The organism is Desulfovibrio sp. Huiquan2017 (assembly GCF_017351175.1).
GTDB lineage: Bacteria > Desulfobacterota > Desulfovibrionia > Desulfovibrionales > Desulfovibrionaceae > Pseudodesulfovibrio.
On the sequence record NZ_JAFMPN010000020.1, the window covers coordinates 40,226 to 60,660 of the forward strand.

At 58.4% G+C, this 20,435-nt stretch carries 16 protein-coding genes and 1 tRNA gene; 9 read left to right on the forward strand and 8 right to left on the reverse strand.

Annotated features, from left to right (window positions below):
• Nucleotides 1–8 precede the first annotated feature (8 nt).
• Together J0909_RS16290 and J0909_RS16295 are read right to left on the reverse strand one after the other, a co-directional pair.
• A complete protein-coding gene (locus J0909_RS16290; protein ID WP_207264523.1) occupies nucleotides 9–737 on the reverse strand; it encodes a DNA-methyltransferase in 729 nt (242 codons plus the stop codon).
• The gene (locus J0909_RS16295; RefSeq protein WP_207264524.1) at nucleotides 734–1,222 is read right to left on the reverse strand and encodes a helix-turn-helix domain-containing protein; all 489 of its coding nucleotides are present in this window, start codon (nucleotides 1,220–1,222) and stop codon (nucleotides 734–736) included. Before J0909_RS16295 ends, J0909_RS16290 begins: the two co-directional genes overlap by 4 nt.
• 820 nt (nucleotides 1,223–2,042) lie before the next feature.
• Between J0909_RS16295 and J0909_RS16300 the strand changes: the two genes are divergently transcribed.
• The 3 genes from J0909_RS16300 to J0909_RS16310 all read left to right on the forward strand — a co-directional run bounded on the left by J0909_RS16300 (nucleotide 2,043) and on the right by J0909_RS16310 (nucleotide 4,647).
• A complete protein-coding gene (locus J0909_RS16300; RefSeq protein WP_207264525.1) occupies nucleotides 2,043–2,999 on the forward strand; it encodes an integrase domain-containing protein in 957 nt (318 codons plus the stop codon).
• Nucleotides 3,000–3,279: 280 nt separating this feature from the next.
• Complete coding sequence (locus J0909_RS16305) at nucleotides 3,280–3,525, forward strand: helix-turn-helix domain-containing protein (RefSeq protein ID WP_207264526.1); 246 nt, start codon at nucleotides 3,280–3,282, stop codon at nucleotides 3,523–3,525.
• Between the two features lie 39 nt (nucleotides 3,526–3,564).
• The gene (locus J0909_RS16310; RefSeq protein ID WP_207264527.1) at nucleotides 3,565–4,647 is read left to right on the forward strand and encodes a tyrosine-type recombinase/integrase; all 1,083 of its coding nucleotides are present in this window, start codon (nucleotides 3,565–3,567) and stop codon (nucleotides 4,645–4,647) included.
• A 52-nt stretch (nucleotides 4,648–4,699) separates the two neighbouring features.
• Here the strand turns inward: J0909_RS16310 and J0909_RS16315 are convergent.
• Nucleotides 4,700–4,777: transfer RNA gene (locus tag J0909_RS16315), tRNA-Glu, on the reverse strand.
• A gap of 392 nt (nucleotides 4,778–5,169) precedes the next feature.
• Between J0909_RS16315 and J0909_RS16320 the strand changes: the two genes are divergently transcribed.
• From J0909_RS16320 to J0909_RS16330, 3 genes are all read left to right on the forward strand, one after another.
• On the forward strand, nucleotides 5,170–7,680 hold the full coding sequence (locus J0909_RS16320; protein ID WP_207264529.1) for a methyl-accepting chemotaxis protein: 2,511 nt from the start codon (nucleotides 5,170–5,172) through the stop codon (nucleotides 7,678–7,680).
• Between the two features lie 195 nt (nucleotides 7,681–7,875).
• Nucleotides 7,876–8,901, forward strand: coding sequence for a TIGR00341 family protein (locus tag J0909_RS16325; protein WP_207264531.1), 1,026 nt, complete (start codon nucleotides 7,876–7,878; stop codon nucleotides 8,899–8,901).
• Between the two features lie 163 nt (nucleotides 8,902–9,064).
• The gene (locus tag J0909_RS16330) at nucleotides 9,065–9,697 is read left to right on the forward strand and encodes a CatB-related O-acetyltransferase (RefSeq protein WP_207264532.1); all 633 of its coding nucleotides are present in this window, start codon (nucleotides 9,065–9,067) and stop codon (nucleotides 9,695–9,697) included.
• Nucleotides 9,698–10,069: 372 nt separating this feature from the next.
• Here the strand turns inward: J0909_RS16330 and J0909_RS16335 are convergent, their stop codons facing one another.
• The 5 genes from J0909_RS16335 to J0909_RS16355 all read right to left on the reverse strand — a co-directional run bounded on the left by J0909_RS16335 (nucleotide 10,070) and on the right by J0909_RS16355 (nucleotide 15,979).
• On the reverse strand, nucleotides 10,070–11,032 hold the full coding sequence (locus J0909_RS16335) for a glycosyltransferase family 2 protein (RefSeq protein WP_207264534.1): 963 nt from the start codon (nucleotides 11,030–11,032) through the stop codon (nucleotides 10,070–10,072).
• 275 nt (nucleotides 11,033–11,307) lie between these two features.
• Entirely contained in the window at nucleotides 11,308–12,363 is a 1,056-nt protein-coding gene (locus tag J0909_RS16340) for a glycosyltransferase family 2 protein (protein WP_207264536.1), read from the reverse strand.
• Between the two features lie 117 nt (nucleotides 12,364–12,480).
• On the reverse strand, nucleotides 12,481–14,286 hold the full coding sequence (locus tag J0909_RS16345) for an ABC transporter ATP-binding protein (protein ID WP_286182092.1): 1,806 nt from the start codon (nucleotides 14,284–14,286) through the stop codon (nucleotides 12,481–12,483).
• 290 nt (nucleotides 14,287–14,576) lie between these two features.
• The gene (locus J0909_RS16350; protein ID WP_207264538.1) at nucleotides 14,577–14,972 is read right to left on the reverse strand and encodes a GtrA family protein; all 396 of its coding nucleotides are present in this window, start codon (nucleotides 14,970–14,972) and stop codon (nucleotides 14,577–14,579) included.
• Between the two features lie 20 nt (nucleotides 14,973–14,992).
• Entirely contained in the window at nucleotides 14,993–15,979 is a 987-nt protein-coding gene (locus J0909_RS16355; RefSeq protein WP_207264539.1) for a glycosyltransferase family 2 protein, read from the reverse strand.
• Nucleotides 15,980–16,266: 287 nt separating this feature from the next.
• Between J0909_RS16355 and J0909_RS16360 the strand changes: the two genes are divergently transcribed.
• The 3 genes from J0909_RS16360 to J0909_RS16370 all read left to right on the forward strand — a co-directional run bounded on the left by J0909_RS16360 (nucleotide 16,267) and on the right by J0909_RS16370 (nucleotide 19,652).
• The gene (locus J0909_RS16360) at nucleotides 16,267–17,694 is read left to right on the forward strand and encodes a DUF6056 family protein (protein WP_207264541.1); all 1,428 of its coding nucleotides are present in this window, start codon (nucleotides 16,267–16,269) and stop codon (nucleotides 17,692–17,694) included.
• Nucleotides 17,695–17,867: 173 nt separating this feature from the next.
• On the forward strand, nucleotides 17,868–18,707 hold the full coding sequence (locus J0909_RS16365; protein WP_286182097.1) for a lysylphosphatidylglycerol synthase domain-containing protein: 840 nt from the start codon (nucleotides 17,868–17,870) through the stop codon (nucleotides 18,705–18,707).
• A 102-nt stretch (nucleotides 18,708–18,809) separates the two neighbouring features.
• The gene (locus tag J0909_RS16370; protein ID WP_207264545.1) at nucleotides 18,810–19,652 is read left to right on the forward strand and encodes a hypothetical protein; all 843 of its coding nucleotides are present in this window, start codon (nucleotides 18,810–18,812) and stop codon (nucleotides 19,650–19,652) included.
• The last annotated feature ends 783 nt before the right edge of the window (nucleotides 19,653–20,435 follow it).

Sequence of the window (20,435 nt, forward strand, 5' to 3'; positions counted from 1 at the left end):
AAAGGGACTCACTCTTCCCCTAGAATCCTGTCCCATGCCGCAATGTGGTTTCGGAAGCCGTACTCGACCATCTCGAATTTTCTGCCCAAATTTTTGGCTGCGACCCCAAGCGTCCCGGTGCCGGCAAAGGGATCAAGAATGGTGTCGCCTTCTTTGCTCAATGCGGTAACCAGAGTCTCAATTACCGACAATTTTTTTTGCGTTGGGTGAAGGGTCTTTTCGCCCTTCTTGGTTGACCATTCCTCATCGGGGTCAGGCATCATCCGTTCGTTCCCTGATGTTTTTCCAGCGACCACATAATTTTTATAGCGGCCTTCCTTGTCGAAATATGAATTTTCTGAGCACACATGCAGCCCGAGTTCGAAGCTCTCCTGAAACATCCCCTTGTTGGTGCCTCGTGAATCCGGTTTGCACCAGGCATATTTGCGCAACTTGGTAAAATAGCGGGAAAGCTCTCGATACCAATCGCCGAATTGGAAATCCGAGCAGAACACAAAGACATTGCCGCCAGGTTTCAGAACGCGATGGAATTGGTAGGCTAGAACGTCGATCCGAAGCTTTTTGCAATCCCAATCCTTGCCGGCGATACCGATCTCGAAAGGCGGGTCGGTGATTATGGCCTCGTACCGGTGGGAAGGACAATTCTCCAAAAAAAGGAACGCATCATCGTTGTGGATGTCGCCGTCTTCGGACGACGAGGTTACCCCCAGATGGTCTTGTTTCCGTAAATCAATCACGAATCACCTGCCACCGGCTTTCCATACGTCGGCTTTTGGTTTTCCAAGATGAATTCCCGCATTCGTTGAAGCGATTTTGAACTCAGCCCAGGGTTGAGAGCTTTGCGCCGCTTGGCTCGTTCTTTGGGATTTGCAATCGTGTGGCAACTGTTGGCGGCATTAGCCATTTCCGGGTCATTCTCCAGTATGCTCATCAGCGCTCTATACGTGTCGTTGTGCATGGTGACGAGAACGATTCGAACGAACTCCGGAACAGGAAGGTCATAGGCAAGGGAGAAGTCGAGTACCCGATCCAGTGGAATCGAAGCGTCCCCCTTTTCGATCTGGGATATGAACGAGCTGGAGCACCCCAATTTCTGGGCGACCCATCTGAGGGGCTTGTGCCGATTCTCCCGGACAATCTTCAGATAAAGCCCGACTTCTTCTTTCAACAATTGTTCCGGGGTCTTCACAGGGGTGAGGTCAACGTCGTCATCTTCGGCCATGGTTAATCAACCACCTTGTTAACAGTGTTAAGCAACTAGTTGTTTAACACTGTTAATAAATAAGTTGATAATCAGTAGCAAGGGATTTGTTGCTTTTTTGGGGTGGATGCGTGAGCAGGGACCTGAGGATATCCCTTGAGCCAGAGTCGAACCCGCCATCCCTCTCGCCGTCGCCTACGGTAATCACGACGCAAGCAAAGCCGTCGGGGCAAGGCCGCCCGGCTCGCCGGGTGCCCGAAGGGCCTGGCCTTGCTCCGGCGGCTGCTTGCGTCACGCTCGTGGAAAATCGGCGGGAGGGAAAGAAATCGTGCCGCCGGAGCTTGCGCGAAGGTTTCGTGGCGTCATATGGTAGGGCATATCCACCGGATAAATTGGTCACTAAAAGGAGGTATGACGCACCTAAGGCGCGTTCATAAGTTTTGACGAAGTCTAAACTGATGAACGCTTAAGTAGGCACTAACACGCCGTAACATCTAACACTTCGCTGCCGTTCATTTCCAAACGGCACACTTTCACATCCTAACGCCAGGCTGAAACACAGCACCCCGCCGGACAAACGACAGGTATCTAGAAATCTGCCGTTGTCGTAATTCCCCCACGGCCATCGCTTATGCGCAGGACAAATGAGCTTGCGTGGTGGCACCCCTTATTGAATGGATTCTCAGGATTTTTCCTTCTGTGGGAAATGGACATTGATTTGTTCCGTGTCGGTTGTTGTGTGGCGCATTCGCGCCATAGGCAGGTCATTTCCCGGCAAGCGGGGAAGGTCCGATCTGCTTTGTCCCGGGGCGCTGCCCCGAACTTCAGGAAGGAGATCCATATGAAATCCATCAGTCTGGTACTGGGCGCGAACAGGGCAACCCTGTCCGGCCCGCGCTCGAAACAGCACAGAATCCGGCAGAATGCCAAAGCCTTCGCAGGCCGGTTGCGTGAAGCCGGGTTTGGAGTCCGCAAATGGACCAACATTTCCAACAAGCATTTTGCGGCCGTGGCCGCCAAGATGAAAGAACAGGGCGTGGGTGACGGGCGCATAGCTGAAATTTTTTCGGCAGCCCGTCACCTGTGCGAAACTTACGGCAACACCCGCATCAGCCCGACCAACGACGTGTTCGGCGTGAAACGCGGGACCATTGCCAACGCCAACAGCAAGGCGGTTGCCCCTGAATTTGTCTTGGGGGCAATCGCCAAACTGGAAGCTGAATCCTCATATGAGCACGGTCCCCGGTGTGCCGCTCAGATCCGACTTCAGTACGAACTGGGGCTCCGACGAGAAGAATCGGCGAAAGTCGATCTGATCAACGATTGGGACAAGGAAGCCCGCACTCTTCACATCCAGTATGGCTCGAAGGGTGGGCGCCCTAGGACGCTGCACAATCTCTCCGATCGGCAGCAGGATGCTCTTGAGAGAGCTCTGCCATACGTCAGTCAATCCGACAGGCCGGGGATTCATAATCTCATGCCGAGCGGGATGGGCGACAAATGGCAGGAAAAGCTGTCCTACGCGGCTAGGCTTTGCGGCTTCACCAAGAAGGAAAGCGGGTGGACGCTGCACAGCAACCGTCATGAGCGGTTTCATCGCATGTACGTCGAGCACACGGGTTTCCAGCCGCCCAACCAGCACGAATCCGTGGAAGCCTTCCAAAAGACCGCGCGGGACACGGCTGGGGACGAATGGCCCCGGCTCGACGCCGAAGCCCGTGACGACATCGAAGTCACTGCAGGCCATTCCCCTGGCCGCCGTGACGTATCCGATGCCTACCTTGGCAGTTCCCGTTAGAAGAAGCCCCGCCCTTTTCGGTGGGGCTTCCCTTTTTGGGCGTGAGGTTACCTGAAGATGAATCGCCTGAGCGATTCATCTTCAGGTAACCGTCCTCCCCGCCCGTCGGCTTGTGGCCGATGGGCGGGGAGGACTTTCGCCCCTCATGAGCGACTCATCGAAAAAAGTGAAAATACCCTATCTCGATTCCTTGAGGTCAAAGGTGCCGGTGTGATCAGACTTAAGGGTTGGCTGGGAGTCCCGCAGCGGGACAGGTGTTTAACCCTTTGGTTTAGGTCGCATGTCGAACGCATTGAAGGTCAAGGATGTCGCCCGAATTCTGAATTGTTCGGAAAGCCTGGTCAGGACTCCGGCCATGCTTGCCGCGCTGGGGGCTTTTCGGATCGGTAAACGGGGCATCCGATTTCACCATGAGCTGCTCAAGGCGTACATCGCCAGGGGACAGCTCGGCCATGCAGAAAAGGCGCCAATCTCGGACGAAGGCGGAAGCCGGTCCGATTTGACGGATCGTCATGGCATTTGGTAACTTCAATGATGGTAAGCGACCTTTCCTGCAGGAGAAAATATGCCCTACAAGGAAGGAAAACGGTGGAGGGGTGTGGTGCGTTTCACCCCGACACATGGTCCGATCATCAGGCGCACGAAGTTCTTTGAAACCAAGAGACAGGCAGGGGATTGGGAAGGCGAAACCGTCAAGGCATTGAAGGTGGCCGACCAGAGAAACCCTGCCAAGGCCGATGTGATTGGCCGGGCTCTGACCGTGACGGAATGGGCGAATCGTTACCTCGATCACGTCGAGGCCACGATGTGCCGGAAGACCTACAACGAAAAACGGTTGGCTTTCCAGCGGCTGGGGGCTTTCCTCAGGGACGACCGGTCGCTGGTTGGGCGAATCAGTCTTCACGTGGCTCTGGAGCATCTGGCCATGGTCTCCAGGACGGTAACCGGGAATTCGGCGAACAAGGATCGCAAGAATCTCGCCGCTGCCTGGGTGTGGGGAATCAAGTACCTCAATCTGGACAGGGACAATCCCTTCCAGCATGTGGACAGGTTCCCCGAGGATCGCCACCCGCGCTACGTCCCGCCGCTGGACGATTTCCGCAAGGTGGTGCACCTGGCGGGACCTCGTCGTAGGCAACTGCTGTTGCTGGCCTTCCATACCGCGCCGCGCAGGAGCGAGCTTTGGAAACTCAAGTGGAGCGAGGTCGACTTCGGATCAGGGCTTGTCGGCTACTGGACAAGGAAGCGGCGAAGCGGAAACGCGGAATTCGATGAGCTCCCCATGTCCGCAGGGCTTCGAGCCAAGCTGGCCGAATGGAAGCTGGTGTCCGGCGCCGAGGATCTGGTCTTCGGCAATCGGTTCAACGGTCTTCTGGACCCGAACAATCGGTGGCTGAAGCGGTTGTGCGCCGAAGCCGGGGTGAAGCCGTTCGGCTTTCATGGCATCCGTCACCTGGCGGCCCGAGTGGCTATCGACAACGGTGCGACCATCATGGAAGTGAAGCATCTGCTTCGGCACAAGTCCATCGCCACGACCCAGCGCTACATCCTCCGGACGAAGAAGACCACCGGTGCCGTGGATGCCCTGGATGCAGCATTGGTCGATGCGGTCGGAGGCCGAGTCCGGAAAAATGACACTTGCGGGTGACACGTGGAAAGGAAAAGGCCTTACGCGGTGTGCGTAAGGCCTTGTATTTCCTTGGCGTCCCCAAGGGGATTTGAACCCCTGTTAACGGCGTGAAAGGCCGTCGTCCTGGACCAGGCTAGACGATGGGGACAGTGGGACGTGAGGTCCGTTTCGGCCGGGCGGACGCCCGGATGGCCGGTTTGTTCCTCTCGTGGAGTGGGCCTTCTGGCATAAATCGCCGCAGGGGGCAAGTCTTTTTGCGTAGACCGTCCGGCAGCGGAGGGGACAGACATTGGGATCTGGTGAATGCTACTTTTTTCACAAGAAAATCGGTTCGGCCAGGTGGTATTTTTGAATATCGACGAATATAATGTGAAATATGGAACGTTGTTAATATCATACCACTTCTTCGGTTATGAGTGCATGAAATGGTGTTACGCTTGCCGGAGTAAGCTCAGCCTTGGCTGCCGGGCTTTTCTGATATTAAATAGCGGGTAGCCGAACCTGGAAGAAGGCTGCCCAATTATCTGGAGAGCATAGACGATGAGCATCAAGTACAAAATCCTGTTGCCGACCCTCCCGCTGATTTTGTTGATCGGATGTGTTGGCTTTTTCCTGTTGACCGACAGGTTCGATGAAGTGCGGACCTCCTTTGCCGGTATGTTGGTGAGCAATGCCGCCAAGACCTTGGAGCAGAACACCGAGGAAGCCGCAGTCCGGGCCGAGGAGGAAGCGGCCTTGTTCAGCCGTCTGCCTGTGGTCGTCCGGGCTTTTTCCCTGGCGCATCAGGGAAACATGGCCGACGAGAGCGACCCTGTGGTGCAGAACGCCCGCGAGGCCCTGCGCACCGAACTCGCGCCTGCCCTGGAGGGCTACCGGGAGACGCTCGGTGAAAAGCTTCGTCTGCATTTCCATCTACCCAACGGGCGCAGCCTGGCGCGCATGTGGCGCGACAAGCAGGCCAAGCGCAACGGCAAATGGATGGACGTGTCCGACGACATCTCCAGCTTCCGCAAGACCGTCCTGGACGTGAACCGTGACGGCAAGCCCCGCCGGGGCATCGAGCCCGGACGCGGCGGCTTCGCCATTCGGGGAGTGGTGGCCGTCAAGGACGCGACGGGACGTCAGCTCGGCTCGGTGGAAGTGCTCAAGAGCTATGACGACGTTTTCAAGCTCTTCAAGGACGAGACGGGTAGCTTTTACACCCTGTTCATGAACGCCGATCTGCTTCCGACCACCACCAACCTCCAGGACTCCAAGAAGTACCCTCTGGTCGGCAAAGCGTTCGTCCGCGTGGCGGGCAAGGAAAATGCCGAACTGGCGGGCCGGATCACGGCCGATCGGCTGAGCAAGGCCGTGGACGGCCAATATGTGACCATCGAAGGGGATTACGCCGTGGCCTATCTGCCGGTCAAGGATTACCAGGGCAAGCCCATCGGCGTGATCACCCTGGCCCGCGATATCGCCGTGCAGAATGCGATCATCGATGGCGCGGTGGCCCTGGTCCTCATCCTTTTCGTCCTGGCCGTGCTCGTGCCGCTGCTATCCCTGTTCGGGGTCATGCGCTACGCCGTGTTCCGGCCCCTGGAGCGCATCCGCGACCTGGCCGAACAGGTCGCGCGTGGCAACCTGACCCAAAACGAGCCCGCGACCAGCCGTGACGAGATCGGCGCCATCCATCGCTCGGTCAGCCGCATTCCGGTCCATCTCTCCGCGCTCATCGACGATTGCGAGACCACTGCCCGCGAAGTCGCCCGGGGTGCGGTCCGGGCGCGCGGCGACGCCGCCAAGTACGAAGGGGCGTATGCGCAGCTCATCCAGAGCATGAACCGGGTGGCCGACACCTACACCGCCACCTTCGATTCCTTCCCGTTCCCGCTCTTCACCGTGGATCGGGGACACAGACTGCTCTTCGTCAACGAGCATGCCCGCAAGGCCGCCGACCGCAGCGAAGCCGAGTTGTTGGGTTCGAGGTGTAGCACCATGTTCAACACCAACATCTGCACGACCGAGAACTGCGTCTGCACCCGGGCCATGCAGGCCATGGAACGAGCCATGGGGTCGGCCCAGGGGACACTCGGTGAGTCCGGAGTGGACATACAGGGCTACGCCTGCCCGTTGTTCGACGAGCATCACCAGGTAGTGGGTGCCCTTGAAGTCATCGTGGACCAGACCGACATCCTGGGCTCGCAGCGCAAGATGCAGCTCGTGGCCGACAGGGCGGGTGAATTGTCCGAACGCATGACCTCCGCTTCCCGGCAACTCGCCGAGCGCGTGGAGGAATCCCGCACCGGGGCCGAGGAACAGAGTACCCGCGCCACGGAGACGGCTACGGCCATGGAGGAGATGAACGCCACCGTGCTCGAAGTGGCCCGCAATGCCAACGAGGCAGCCTTGAACGCGGAGCAGGCCGAGAGCCAGGCCCAGGGCGGGCACGAAGTGGTGGGCAAGGTGGTCGCCTCGGTCAACGAGGTCCGGGAGCTTGCGTCCCTGCTCCGGGACAACATGGGCGAGTTGGGAGCCCAGGCCGACGACATCGGCCGGGTCATGACCGTCATCAACGACATCGCCGACCAGACCAACTTGTTGGCGCTCAACGCGGCCATCGAGGCCGCCCGGGCGGGCGATGCCGGGCGCGGCTTCGCCGTGGTCGCCGACGAGGTCCGCAAGTTGGCCGAAAAAACCATGGTCGCCACCACCGAGGTGGGCAGCGCCATCGGGGCCATCCAGACCATGGCCCAGCGCAACGTCAGCGAGACCGACAAGGTCGCCCTCGTGGTTGAGACCTGCACTTCCCTGGCCGAGGACGCGGGCAAATCCCTGGCGGGAATCGTGGACTTCTCGCGAGACTCCGTGCGCCAGATCCAGGGCATCGCCGCTGCGGCCGAAGAACAGTCCGCCACCTCGGAGCAGATTACCCAGGCCACCGAGGACATGCACCGTATCTCCCAGAACACCAGCCGGGCCATGACCCAATCCGCCCAGGCCTGCCAGGAGTTGAGCACCATCGCCCACGACCTCGACAGCCTCATCAACGAACTCGCCTCCGCCTAGCCGAGGCCGGGGGGAGAGGGAAGGGGAAGCCCGTTATGGGGAACGTCCCTTTCCCTCTTCCCGGCCTCGGTTTCATACTTGATTTTCTTCAAGCCGGTTCAAGGGGCGCTGGTCCGCGTGACGGGTCTTGCGCGTGTACTCTCCAAGCTTCCTGTGGTATGAGCTGGCATATCGGAATCTTGCGAGGTCGGCACCATGGCATTGCGCGTTATAGAAGTCGTCACGCCCCGTTCGGATAAGGACGAGGTCAAGAAGTCTCTGGAAGAGCATCAGCCCGATGCGGGATACGTGTTCTGGGCTTCACCGCTGGATGACGAGGAATTCTTGTCCTTCCGCGTGATTCTGGATGTGGCCGAGACCGGCAACGTCCTGGACGAGTTGGAGGAACTCTTCGCCTGGACGGACAAGTACCGCATCGTGGTTTATCCTGCCGAGGCCACGCTGCCACGGTTGGACAAACTGACCCAGGAAGAGACGCGGGAGCACACCGCTTTTTCCGGGGAAGGTACGGATGGCGGCGGCTCCATCAGCCGCGAGGAACTTTACAACGACGTCCTGGACACGAGCCTGCTCTCCAAGCATTACGTCATGCTCGTGCTTTTTTCTTCTCTCGTGGGCATCATCGGACTGCTGCGCGGCAACGTGGCCATCATCATAGGGGCCATGGTCCTGGCTCCGCTGCTCGGGCCCAACGTGGGGCTGAGCCTGGCCACCACCCTGGGCGACGCCCGCCTCAGCCGCGAGGCCCTCAAGACCCTGGCCGTGGGCGTGGGGCTATGCTTCGCCCTGTCCGTCGGGGCCGGGCTGTTGCTGGGCGTGCCTGAGATGAACCGCGAGCTGGCCGCCCGCAGCGTGACCGCCTACTCCGACATCGTTCTGGCCATGGTCTCTGGTGCGGCGGGAATCATCACCGTCACCCTGGGCGTCCCCACTTCCCTGGTCGGGGTCATGGTCGCCCTGTCCCTGCTCCCCCCGCTCATCGCCTGCGGCCTGTTTCTGGGCGCGGAGCGTTTTTCTGAAGCGGGCGGTGCGAGTCTGCTTTTCGCCGTCAATATCATCTGCCTCAATCTGGCCGGAGTCGGCACCTTTCTGGTCCAGGGCATCCGCCCCTTGTCCTGGTGGGACAAGGAGAGGGCCAGGAAGGCCACCCTGCGCGCGGCCCTGGTCTGGACCCTGCTCCTGGCCGTGCTCGTCGGCCTGATGTTCCTCAGGGCGCATTAGGCCCCGAATGCCTTCAGGCGCTTTTCGGCTGGCGCCGATCAATTCTTCCGCATTTTGACATGGGCCGGCGGGCGGCCTATCGTCCCTCGCGCAAGTTGCATCCCGCAACCCAGCGATAACGCGGCTGAGAACCCCTCGGCCGTCTGAAGTGGAGGAAAACGGCATGAGTCTCCCGCTGTTCCCCCGGTCCGGGGACGCCCAAACGTGTCATCTCGCGGAGGCGATCACCAAGCCGAATATCGAGGTGGGGGAATACACCTATTATCACGACTTTGACGATCCTTCGCGGTTCCAGGACAGGAACGTGCTCTATCACTACCCCGTGAACGGGGATAAGCTGATCATCGGGAAGTTCTGCTCCATAGCCCACGGCGCCAAATTCCTGTTCAACGGCGGCAACCACAAGCAGGCCGCGTGCGTCAACTATCCCTTCGCCATCTTCGGTGAGTTGTGGGAGCACGCATTGCCCGTTACCGACAGTTGGGACAACAAGGGCGACATTGTTGTCGGAAACGATGTCTGGATAGGATTCGAAGCGCTGATCATGGCGGGGGTCACCATCGGCGACGGTGCGCGGATTGGCTCCCGGGCCATCGTGACGCGCGACGTGCCGCCCTATGCGGTAGTGGTCGGCGCGCCCGCAAGGCAGGTCAGGAAGCGGTTTCCGGATGAGGACATCGCGTTGCTGGAGAAGATTCGTTGGTGGGATTGGCCCACAGAACGCATACGGCGCGATATGGACCTGCTGATGGGCGATGTGACGGCATTGCGGCGGGCGCTTGGCGAGTACGAGTAGCGCCTTCACGATCCACCGGATGCGCCGCGGCGTGTCCCTTGCCCCGGGTGCGGGGACTCTTCGAGAGGAACCGGCGGGCACGGGTTGAATTCTCCGGTGCGGTCACGGGCCTGGACATGTCCGTTATCGCCTTCCTGTCCGGGATAGGGAAGGCGGCTGGATCTGTTGCGCAGGTGAGCGACCATTTTCGACCAAAGGCAAGGCGGCCAAAGTAGAGTTTTACGGTTCGAAACGACCGGGAAAAAGGCGGATCGGCATACTTGCCTCGTCGTCATCGAAGAATGCGACGCTCTCCCCTGAGAAGACATCGGACATGGCGTTGAACGCACAGGCGAATCCCATGCTTTCCAACGGGTTTCTCCGGACGGGAGGTTATGCGTGGCCCAACAAATTCCTCAGTACCTTGAGGATGTTCTTGGGTTGCAAGAGGATGCGAACGCCGCTTTTGGGCGTGCAGCGGACAATCTCCCGGACGTAGGCGAAGTAGCCCGCGTTGGACCGGTTGTTTTTGAGGATCTTGTAGGCGTTGTCCTTGCCCTTGCGGAAGGTATAGCGGGCGACCCAGTCCCGGACAAAGCTCTTGTCCACCTTGGCCTCCATCGCGCTCCCGGCGCGTAGCGGCGCGGAAAAGGTGATCGTGTCGTCCAGGAAGTCCGGAACGCTGATGGCGCTGCTGACGTTGCCGCCGTGTCGCCTGCGGACCATGGCCTCGCACGGGAGCGAGGCCGCGTGCCCGGTCAGCATCAGGCGCAGGAGGGATTCGAGGTCTGCGGAGATAATGTCGTGCTGGTAGAACCCGATGCGCACGGCGGTCTCGCGCCTGTACAGGGTTGAGCCGTGGAAGGGGAAATAGCCGCCTTCCAGCATGGCCTCGAAGGCCTCGGCGGCGGAATAGATCCGCTCCGGCCCGCTGTTCGCCTTGCTGGGCTTGAGCCGGTCTTCGGGCGAGCGGTCCACGAATACCCCGGAGATCATGACCACTTCAGGGTGCGCCTGCGCCAGCCGCACTGCCTGCTCGATGAAGGTCGGGTCCACGAAATAGTCGTCACCGTCCAGGTTGAGGACCCATTCCCCCCGTGCACGCTCGTAGAGCGTCTTCTGGTAATTGGCCACGCGCCCGAGGTTGGTCTCGTTGCGGCACACCCGGACCCTGGGAGTGTCCGCATAAGCGGCCAGGACCTCCCGGCAGGCTTCGTCGGTGGAGCGGTCGTCGGCGATGATGATTTCCAGGTTCGGATAAGTTTGCGCCAGGGCGGAATCCACGGCCTCGGGCAGGAAGTCCGGTTGGTTGTAGGTCGGAATCATGATGCTGACGAGGGGGCGTTCGTTGTTCATGGCTGTGGGAGGGTGCAGGGTTGCTGCCGTTTGCGTGGGGCTACTCGGTTGTCGGGGAAGTCTCGAGCCGTCCGAGCCGGGTGTTGATACGTTGCACGGCCGGTTTCAGCACATCTTCGGGCATGAGCCTGAGTAGACACTCGTGCGTCCACGCTCCGCCGTAGTTGGCAGGTCAGGGTGCGCTTGGGGCGGATGGACGAGGAGATGTTCTGCATCGGATTGCATGGTTCGGGCCGCGCTGTGCGCGGTCCGGAAACGGCTTCATGGTTGACCCGTCAGCGCGGGGCGGAGCGCCGTCCCAGAGCGGCCGCGCCGGTGTTCCAGAGCACGCGCCACGCCGGATACCGCCGTAGACGGTGGTTGTAATGTCGCAGGAATCGGGTGGCGTCGGGTTCTTCACCCGCCAGGAGCAGGGACCGCATGGTCCGCGATTCGTCGTCCTCCAGTTTGAGATGCTCGATTTCCGGTCGGTTCAGGATTTCTCTGGCGGTTTCCTGGAACCGTTGCCGGTCCTCGGGGCTCCCCCAGGTCGCGGCCCAGGCACACGCCCCGGCAATGGTCGGGAAGTCCCAACGGGGAAAGCGGTAGGCCAGGATATCGTGGTGCCCGGTATCGTACAGGCAGCGCATAATGGCCGCATGTGCCTGCATGTCGTGGAACATCTCCCTCAGGTTGCGCCGTCCCTGCAGGGAACCGCGGTGCCGCCGGTATTTGATCAGTGGTGCGGTGCCCACGGTAATTCGTTTCGAATGGGCCAGGGCGTACAGCAGGAAGACTTTGTCGTCATGGCCGATGAACGGCTCGAAGCGCAGCCCCGCGTCCTCGACGAGCGCCCGGCTGAACGCCCAAGAGGCGAAGTGCTGTCCGCACCAGAGTTCCCGCGTTTGCGCGAAGACGGCGTCTTCAAGCGGCGGATCGGGAAGAAACTCGTTCATGACCTTTTCGCGGCCGTTCTTGAGGGAGATGCGCAGACCACGGACCATGTCGGCGTTGCCCGAGGTGTTCGTCGCGGCCAGCTTTTCCAGGCCGCCCGGGATGAGCAGGTCGTCCTGGTCCAGAAAGACGAGGTAGTCGCCCGAGGCGTGGTCGAGCGCCGTGTTGCGCGCGGCGAACGGGCCGCCGTGGCTGGTTTTGTGGCGGAAGAGGCGGATGCGGGAGTCCGCCTGCATATGGCGTTCGACGATTCGGGCGGATCCGTCCGTGGAGCAGTCGTCCACGACGAGGATTTCCAGGTCCCGGCACGATTGATCCAGGGCGGACCTTAGGGTCGCATCCAGGAACCCGGCCCCGTTGAAGACCGGAATGATGATGGAAAACAGGGGGGCCAACATAAGGTGAGTATATTATCCTCTACAACTGGGGATGTAAACAAATCGGACTGCGTGAATAAATCCCGTGATCCCAGATTGTCGTCCTGCTCTGCGCCGGAGCTGGATGCCGTGCCGCGTCTACTCTTCCGAGGCGATCAGGCGCGCTTCGCCTTCGGACAGGGCCTCGCTGAACTGCATGTTGTACAGCCGCTGGTACAGGGCGCAACTCTCCAAGAGTTCCCGATGGTTGCCCATGCCGACGATCTCGCCCTTCTGCATGACCACGATCCGGTCCGCGTTGAGCACGGTGGACAGGCGGTGCGCGATGACGATGCTGGTTCGCCCCTGCATCAGGTTTTCCAAGGCCTTCTGTACGATGCGCTCGGCCTGGGTGTCCAGGGCGCTGGTGGCTTCGTCGAGAATCAGCAGGGCCGGGTTCTTGATCAGGGCCCGGGCGATGGTGATGCGCTGCTTCTGCCCCCCGGAGAGCTTGATGCCGCGTTCGCCGCAGTTGGTGTCGTACCCGTCCGGCAGCCCCTCGATGAAATCGTGGGCAAAGGCCGCCTTGGCCGCCTCGACGATCTGTTCGTCGCTCACGTCGTCGAAGCCGTACCCGATGTTCTCCCGAATGGTCAGGTTGAACAAGGTGGGCTCTTGGGAGACGATGCCTATGGAGCGGCGCAGCATGCCCAGATCGTATTCCTGGATGGGCACGCCGTTGAACCGAATCTGGCCGCTGTCCACGTCATAGAAGCGGGGCAGCAGGTTGGCCATGGTGGTCTTGCCCGAGCCACTGGGGCCGACCAAGGCAATGCGTTCGTTTTGGCGGATGGTCAGTTGCAGCTTCTTGATCGCGGGTTCGTTGCCCGTGGGGTAGGTGAAGACGATATCGTCCAACTCGATGGCCTTCAGGGGCAGGGTCAGCTCTCGGTCGCCGCCACTCTCCGGGATGACCTCCGGGGAGTCCAGCAAGCCGAAGACGCGCTCGGCACTGGCCAGGGATCCCTGCATGGTCTTGTTGGCCTCGTTCAGCTTCTTGATCGGTTCATAGAGCATGATCATGGCCGTGACAAAGGAGAAGAAGGTGCCGGGCGTGGATATGCCCTTGAGCACCTGCAGGCCGCCGTACCAGAGCACGCCGCTGATGGCCACGCCTCCGGCCAACTCCATGATGCGAGTGGATATTTCGCTGGCCAGGACTTGTTTCTTGGAGAGGCGGACGATGCCGTGGCTTTCCTTTTGGAACTGCTTGTATTCCTTGTCTTCCGTGTGGAAGGCCTTGATCAGCTTTACGCAACTCAGGCATTGCTGGACCACGGAGTTGATGTCCGCGCCCTGGACTTGCAGGCGGCGTCCGAGCTTGCGCAGGCGCTTGCCAAAGCGGATTACGGGTACGATGCAAACGGGCAGAACCACCAGGGCGATGAGCGCGAGCTTCCAATCCTGATACAGGACCACGCCTGCCAGCGAGACGCAAGTGATCAGTTCGCGCACGCCCATGACAATGGTTGGCACGCTTTCGCGGATGCCTGCCACGTCGCCCAGGATGCGTGACATAAGCATGCCCACCTGGCTTTCCTCGAAAAAGCGCATGGGCAGCAGCAGGATTCGTTCGAACATCTCGTTGCGCAGGCGTTCGAGCACCAACAGGCCGGTGATGTTCATCAGATAGACCTGTAGGAAACGGAAGACCGATTTGATGACGATGACGCCCAGGAAAGCCAGGGGGACGAGTATCAGGGCGACCTCGTCCTTCTGAACGAAAATATTGTCCATGGCGGGCTTGACCAGGTAGGCGGTGGCCGCGTTGGTGCTGGACACGACCACGGCGGAGAGCATCCCGATGGCCACCTTCCATTTATGCGGGGTGAAATAGGAAAAACAGCGTTTTATCAGGTGGCGGTTGCTGATTTTCGGAATTATCTTGAGATTGTATTGCGACAAAAAATGCTCCTAAATAACTGTCGTTGCAACTCGGGGAGACGGTTTCGTGTGGAGGCGGGCCGCTTTAGTCCCGACGAACCGGGCCGGACGTATTTGTGCTTCCGTAAAACGACCGAGCGGATAATACCCGTTTCTCCATCCGCCGTCACCTGTGTGTGGGCTGATGATTTTCCCGTGGGTACGGCCTGGCTGTGGGGTTGTCAAATCAAACGGCATATTTTCCGCGTACCCTATACGGAGCGGCCGATGGTCTCGGACGGTGCGCGACGCCAAGGCGGCGCTTCTAGCCGTTAAGGCGTTGGTGGGCACTTCCTCCAAAACACCCAACGTTGCAGCAAATAGCTGACGGGGGCGACGATTGCGGCAGTGAGCAGCGGGGCGGCAATGGACGTTATTTCCAGATGATCGCAGAGGGTCCCAATGCCGTAGCTGATGGCCGCACCTATGCTCGAGACGAAGAGAAAGTGCGCGTATTGCCGCAGGGAATGGGTTCGGACCTTGAAAACAAAATACGAAGCCACGAAGAATGAAAAGATGTTGGCGGCGAGAAAGGCCAGCACATTGGAAAGCGCGATGGGGAGAAAACGGACGAGCAGGGAGAAGACCACGATGTGAACGGCCGTGTTGGCGAGGCCTGCAACGAGAAAGCGCAGGAACTGTTGCTTGTCTTTGGTGAGGGAACGCATCTGCACGGAACGATGGATGGCTATTCTTCCATGTTGTCGTGAATCTCGGAGATGATATAGAGAGGCCGACGTTTGGATTCGATGTAAATTCTACCGATGTATTCGCCCAACGTGCCCAGGGCCAGCAACTGCATCCCTGCGAAAAAGGCGATGGCGGTCATCAGGGAGGCGTAACCCTGAACCGGGTCGCCGAGGAGCAGATACCGGATGACGACGTATATGGCGAAGAAGAAGGCCAGTGTCGAGACTACTCCCCCGCAGATGGTCGCTATGCGCAGGGGGAGGTTGGAAAAGGAGATCAGGCCGCCGACGGCCAGGCCGAGCAGTTTGAGGGGAGTCCACTTGCTGCCCCCGGCGTGGCGTTCCGGGCGGTCGAAATATATCTCGGTCGTGGAGAAACCGGGCCACGTAAGCAACCCTTTCATGAATCGGTTGCGTTCGGGCATCCTGCGGATGACATCAACCACCGCTTTGTCCATGAGCCGGAAGTCGCCGGAGTTTTCCGGAATCTTGGATTCGCTGATCAGGTTGAAGACCTTGTAGAACAAGCCCGCAGTGATTCGTTTGCTTTTGGTGTCGTGCTCGCGGTTTTTGCGTACGGCAAAGACCACGTCAAAGCCCTTGCGCCATTCCGCGAGCATCTGGACGATCAGTGTCGGAGGCTCCTGCAGGTCGGCATCGACCGGGATGACGACGTCGCCGGTGCACATATCCAGGCCCGCCGAAAGGGCCACTTCCTTGCCGAAGTTGCGGGAGAATTTGAATGCCCGGATATAGGGTTCCTCCCGTTGGCAGAGGGCATCGAAAGTCCCGTCCGAACTCCCGTCGTCTATGCAGACGACCTCCAGGGGGGATGCGATGTCCTTTTGGATTTTGGAAATTTCCTGGAACAGAGCGTCCAGCCCGTCGCGTTCGTTGAACATGGGGATGACCAGACTGACCAATCCTGGTTGTCGGCGGTTCCGGGGAGGGGTGCAGATCACGCCTACCATAGTTGATGCGGTCATACGATTGTCTCGTTTCATGTTGTTCGGGCATTGTCGGCGCCGACTGCGGAGGGAGTCCTTGCGGCTCCCCGTCCGCACGGGGGCGTTGCGGCCGGGATGAGGGCACAGGTCTTTACTTTTATATATTTCAATGGGCTCGTCTACAACAAGATTCGTCTCATCGGCTTTGGCTGTTTCGTTGTTTGTATATTGGCCAAGGCACACGCGGAACGGAAACCCCAGGCGTGGGGAATGGTCATCAATTCGCGTACGTGGTGGCCCGGCCATAAAGATTTTGCATATGAAACATGATGCTGCTACGACGTGCTGGACGAGGGGCGTGTGCAGGTCGCGCACAACGGCGGATTCAAGGCAAACAGAGCGGGCATGCCGGAAAAATGAACAAAAGAATACTCGGGGTGAACATCCTCTTGTTCGCCTATTTTCTGGTGCTCAATTTCTTCCAGCCCTTGGTGTCGGACGACCTCTGCCGGGGCGCGGCGGCTGCGCTCTGGAACCATACCATCTGGGAGCATCTCGTTAGTGATTACATGAACTGGACAGGCCGCATGACGGCCCAGCTGTTGGCATATGTCTTCCTGAACGCGCCGCTGGAGGGCTACCTCATTCCGTTGTTTAACGTCGTCAACAGTTTCGCCCTGGCGGTATTCATATTCAAGACGTTCAGGATTTCTACGATCAACAGTCCGAAACTGTCCGCCAGTCCCCGGTTCTACGTGTTTTATGCCGCCGTGATGCTCCTGGCTCTCTATGCGACGAGGTTCTTGGCCAGCGCCCTGTGGAAGACGGGCGGGTTGCAGTATCTATGGGGACTTTCGATACTGGTCAGCGTTGCGTACAGCCTGTTGCGGGCAAGGAGCGAGAGCAACGGCAAGGCTGTATTGTTCTTCGCTGTTGGCCTGTTCATAGGCAATTACAACGAAATATATTTTTCCTCCATACTCATCGTTGCCTTCGCATACGCATTGTACGCCACGCTGTCCGGAACCGCCCGAAATGCCCTGTCCAAGTCAGTGTATTCGTTCCTTTTTGGAGACCTCATCGGCGGCTGTGTACTGATCGCTGCGCCGGGTAATTACGTCCGGCTTGGAACGGTCGCCCATGGCGGGGTTTCCTTTTGGGAGAAGACGGTAATGCTGGGCAGGAATCTTTCGCACAATCAATACCTGATCTATCTATTCGTTGTGTTTGTCCTCTTTTGCGTCTTGAGCTTGCGTTGCTGCGGAGGGGAAAGGAAGAAGACGCAATTGGCCGCTGCCATTGGCGCCGCAACGCTTGTTCTTCTGTATGTACAGCTTCTTCCCATCGCGCATTATGATTTCGACAACCGCATGTTCATGTTCTGGACGACCGTGGCGATCGCGCTTATCGTCTCAACGTGCGTGCAGACCGGCAGAATCGAAGCGTTTTTCACCCGGTACGGGAATGCCGTCTTGTGCGTGTCTATCGGGCTGATTGTTCCTTTCGTATTGTCCACTGTGCATAATTATCATGATGAATCCGTATATAGCGCGAAAAATATGGAGATAATCAATGCAGCCAGGGAGCGGGGTGCCGGAACAGTGATTCTCCCGAGGCGCGGGGAGCGTGACGCCATGTTCCGCCACGGCTATTTTGGCGGGTTGTCCCAGGACAAGAATTTCTGGGCCAACAAATGCGCCGCCTCCTATTTCGGAGTTGGGGCAATAGCCATAGCCGATGATGATCGGCGTTGATTCGGTTCGATGGGGGGAGATCCCTCGAGGGATACCGTGGTCGATTCTCGGGTGGTCACGGCCATTTGTCTTTTGCTCTCCCGCAGTGTACCTGGCCTTTCCTGTCGAGATAATCTGACGGATATGGAATCGACTGGAAGCGATTCGCATCGCCGAAATCGCTTTCGCTCCTCCTGTCTTTCCTGACAACTCTGGCGGTCACGTTCGTGGTCGCTGTCAGATGGCCCCGGCTGGCGAATTTATTCGGCCAGACCCGGCTGCCTCTCCATCGTTTTTTTGCGGTCTTCGCCGTGACCTCGTTCGTCAGTTTCATTTTGCCCAAGGACTGGGGGGATGTCGGTGGGCGACTGGTCTGGTCGAAACAGCGGGCCGATCACAGCTATGCGGCGGCCGGGACAGCACTGTTTTGGGACAAAGTCATGGACGCCACCGTGCTTTTCCCTATTCTGCCGGCCTGTCTCGTCTATTTTTCCCTATGGACAGGTCTTGACCGCAAGCCTAGTGGTGGCAATTGTCTCCTGGGGGGGGCGGCCATATTCTGGTTCGCTTCGGCAAGAGCTGTTCAGGTCATGCCGTACACGCTCAATTGGGGCCTTGGACTCGCCTCGAAGCTGCCGTTTCTGAGAAATCGCGTCCGGCCCGTGGACCTGCCTTCCCTAGATCGGACCGCATGCGTCAAGTTGTTCGGCATGACTTGTCTGAAGCCTGTTATCCTGGCGGTTCAATATCTCGGATTCGCCTATGCCCCGGGACTGCATTTCTCGGTGACCACCATATTCTTCGCCACGCCAGTTTCCCAGTTGGCCTTCGTGTTTTCCTTTACTGCTGGTGGGTTGGGGGTGTTGGAAGCCGGTTGGTTTGCGGCCCTTTCGCTGGCGGGCGTCAGTAATCCCGATATAGGTCTGTTTCTCCTGGGCCAGCGGGTTTATTCCATCGCATGCATGGGTGTCTTGGCAGCGGCTACCCTTCTCTGTTCCCTTGCCTGGAAGGCTTTGAAAGAGGGGCACAGGTAGTGAATATCTGTCCGTTGTGATGACAGCGGTGTATTCTGGCTTAGCCTTGCAAGCGTCCACAAAAAAATAAATGATAATTGATGGTGTGCCTGGTGGGAAGTGGTGCGAACGGGTTCAGCGCAAGCATCTGCTCACGCTGGTGATGCTCTATGCGGCCGTCGCCTTTTGGGGGAGGCTCCTGAAAGGCGTATACGACAATTCGGACATTTGCGACTACATGCGGATCGGGCTGAATTTTTAGGATGTCGGCTTCAAGGCTTTTACCGCATTCTGGCTGGAGGAATTGTCAAAATTACAGGCATCCATGAGCCACACATCATTTCGCTCATGCTGAGTTTGCCGTGTCTGTTCGGCATCACGCTATTCTTTCCCATGATCGTCGAACACTACACAGACAGTGTTTGGGCTACGTTCGTGAGCTTGTTCCTGTGTGCCACGTCTGCCTTTGCCGGAGCTTTAGTCCGTCCACTGTCCGAGGCACCGTTTTGTCTTCTGGTGACCGCTGCTGTTTGTTTGACCGTCGTCAGAAAAGTCCGTCCGTTGTATGTGGGCCTCTTTCTTGGCGCGATTTTCTGGTTTCGAAACCAGATTCTCGTCTTTTTACCCCTTTGGTCGTTGCTGTTTGAGAGCTCAAGGAGGCTGAAACGGTATATTCGAAACGGCTTCCTACTGGGTATCGGTTTCATCGTCGGGCCGTTGGTCTATATTTTTGCGCAAGGTTGGTTTTATTTTTCTATACATAAAAAAGACAATCTGGCCCAATTTGATTGGCTTGCAGTCTTTTCCGATCAATTGTTGGTACTCAGCGAACAGAATGCCATTGCCATCTATCTGCTGGCAATTGCGTCCATCGCCTGTAAATCTGTTCGTTGCAACGCGGCCCGGAGCCTATGTCGTCTTTTTCTTTCTCAGTGTCTGTCTGCTGACCATCGTTGTGAGAAATGAAATATTGCCATGACTGAAAAGACATGGCCGCAAGGGTGTGGTGGGTCCCATTCTTCTTGTTCTTGCTGTTTTTCTGGTCAGGAACGCCGCGTTGAATCGTATCGCAAAGTATGTGGTGATGCCTTCGCAGATCGAGAGGAAGTTGTCCCGGTGGAAGCTTGATCGTCGGTATGTCTTTGACAAGATCGAACCTGATGCTAGCGACGGCATGCCCTTGCCGCCCGACCAGGGCACTGCGCCGCAAGCTTTACAGTCCTAGACCTGGATGGTAGCTTATTTTGTTTAGGTAAGAACTATCAAAAGCAATCGACAGGCGGCGTTTGATGTCGGCATGACCTATTCTGGCGGCTTCGCCCGAAAAAGGCTTGGTCGGCGCTGTGCCTGAGGGGGGAGGGGGCATTCCCGCTGCATATTGGGAAACACGTTATGCCGAAGACGGGACGTCCGGCCTTGGATCGTATGGGGATTTGGCGGATTTCAAAGCTTGGGTACTAAATGATTTCATTCGCGAAAACGGGATCAAAACCGTTGGCGAATTCGGGTGTGGCGACGGGAACCAGGCGAGCCTTTTTAGAGTCCCCCAATATTGTGGTTATGACATTAACAAATCAGCCATCAAGGTGTGCAGGCAAAGAGACACGGCGTCCAACACGATTTTCAAGCACATTGGAAAGCACCGGGGTGAAATTTATTGACTTTTCCTTTCCCTTGACGTGCTCTAGCATTTGGTGGAGGACAGTGCTTTTGCGGAGTACATGGCTCAGCTGTTTCCCTCGTTGAGTC

What these genes read in the sequence shown, in the direction of transcription:
- J0909_RS16295 (WP_207264524.1), bottom strand. Translation starts at nt 1,222, where the DNA reads ATGGCCGAAGATGACGACGTTGACCTCACCCCTGTGAAGACCCCGGAA.
- J0909_RS16300 (WP_207264525.1), top strand. Translation starts at nt 2,043, where the DNA reads ATGAAATCCATCAGTCTGGTACTGGGCGCGAACAGGGCAACCCTGTCC.
- J0909_RS16305 (WP_207264526.1), top strand. Translation starts at nt 3,280, where the DNA reads ATGTCGAACGCATTGAAGGTCAAGGATGTCGCCCGAATTCTGAATTGT.
- J0909_RS16310 (WP_207264527.1), top strand. Translation starts at nt 3,565, where the DNA reads ATGCCCTACAAGGAAGGAAAACGGTGGAGGGGTGTGGTGCGTTTCACC.
- J0909_RS16320 (WP_207264529.1), top strand. Translation starts at nt 5,170, where the DNA reads ATGAGCATCAAGTACAAAATCCTGTTGCCGACCCTCCCGCTGATTTTG.
- J0909_RS16325 (WP_207264531.1), top strand. Translation starts at nt 7,876, where the DNA reads ATGGCATTGCGCGTTATAGAAGTCGTCACGCCCCGTTCGGATAAGGAC.
- J0909_RS16330 (WP_207264532.1), top strand. Translation starts at nt 9,065, where the DNA reads ATGAGTCTCCCGCTGTTCCCCCGGTCCGGGGACGCCCAAACGTGTCAT.
- J0909_RS16335 (WP_207264534.1), bottom strand. Translation starts at nt 11,032, where the DNA reads ATGAACAACGAACGCCCCCTCGTCAGCATCATGATTCCGACCTACAAC.
- J0909_RS16340 (WP_207264536.1), bottom strand. Translation starts at nt 12,363, where the DNA reads ATGTTGGCCCCCCTGTTTTCCATCATCATTCCGGTCTTCAACGGGGCC.
- J0909_RS16350 (WP_207264538.1), bottom strand. Translation starts at nt 14,972, where the DNA reads ATGCGTTCCCTCACCAAAGACAAGCAACAGTTCCTGCGCTTTCTCGTT.
- J0909_RS16355 (WP_207264539.1), bottom strand. Translation starts at nt 15,979, where the DNA reads ATGACCGCATCAACTATGGTAGGCGTGATCTGCACCCCTCCCCGGAAC.
- J0909_RS16360 (WP_207264541.1), top strand. Translation starts at nt 16,267, where the DNA reads ATGATGCTGCTACGACGTGCTGGACGAGGGGCGTGTGCAGGTCGCGCA.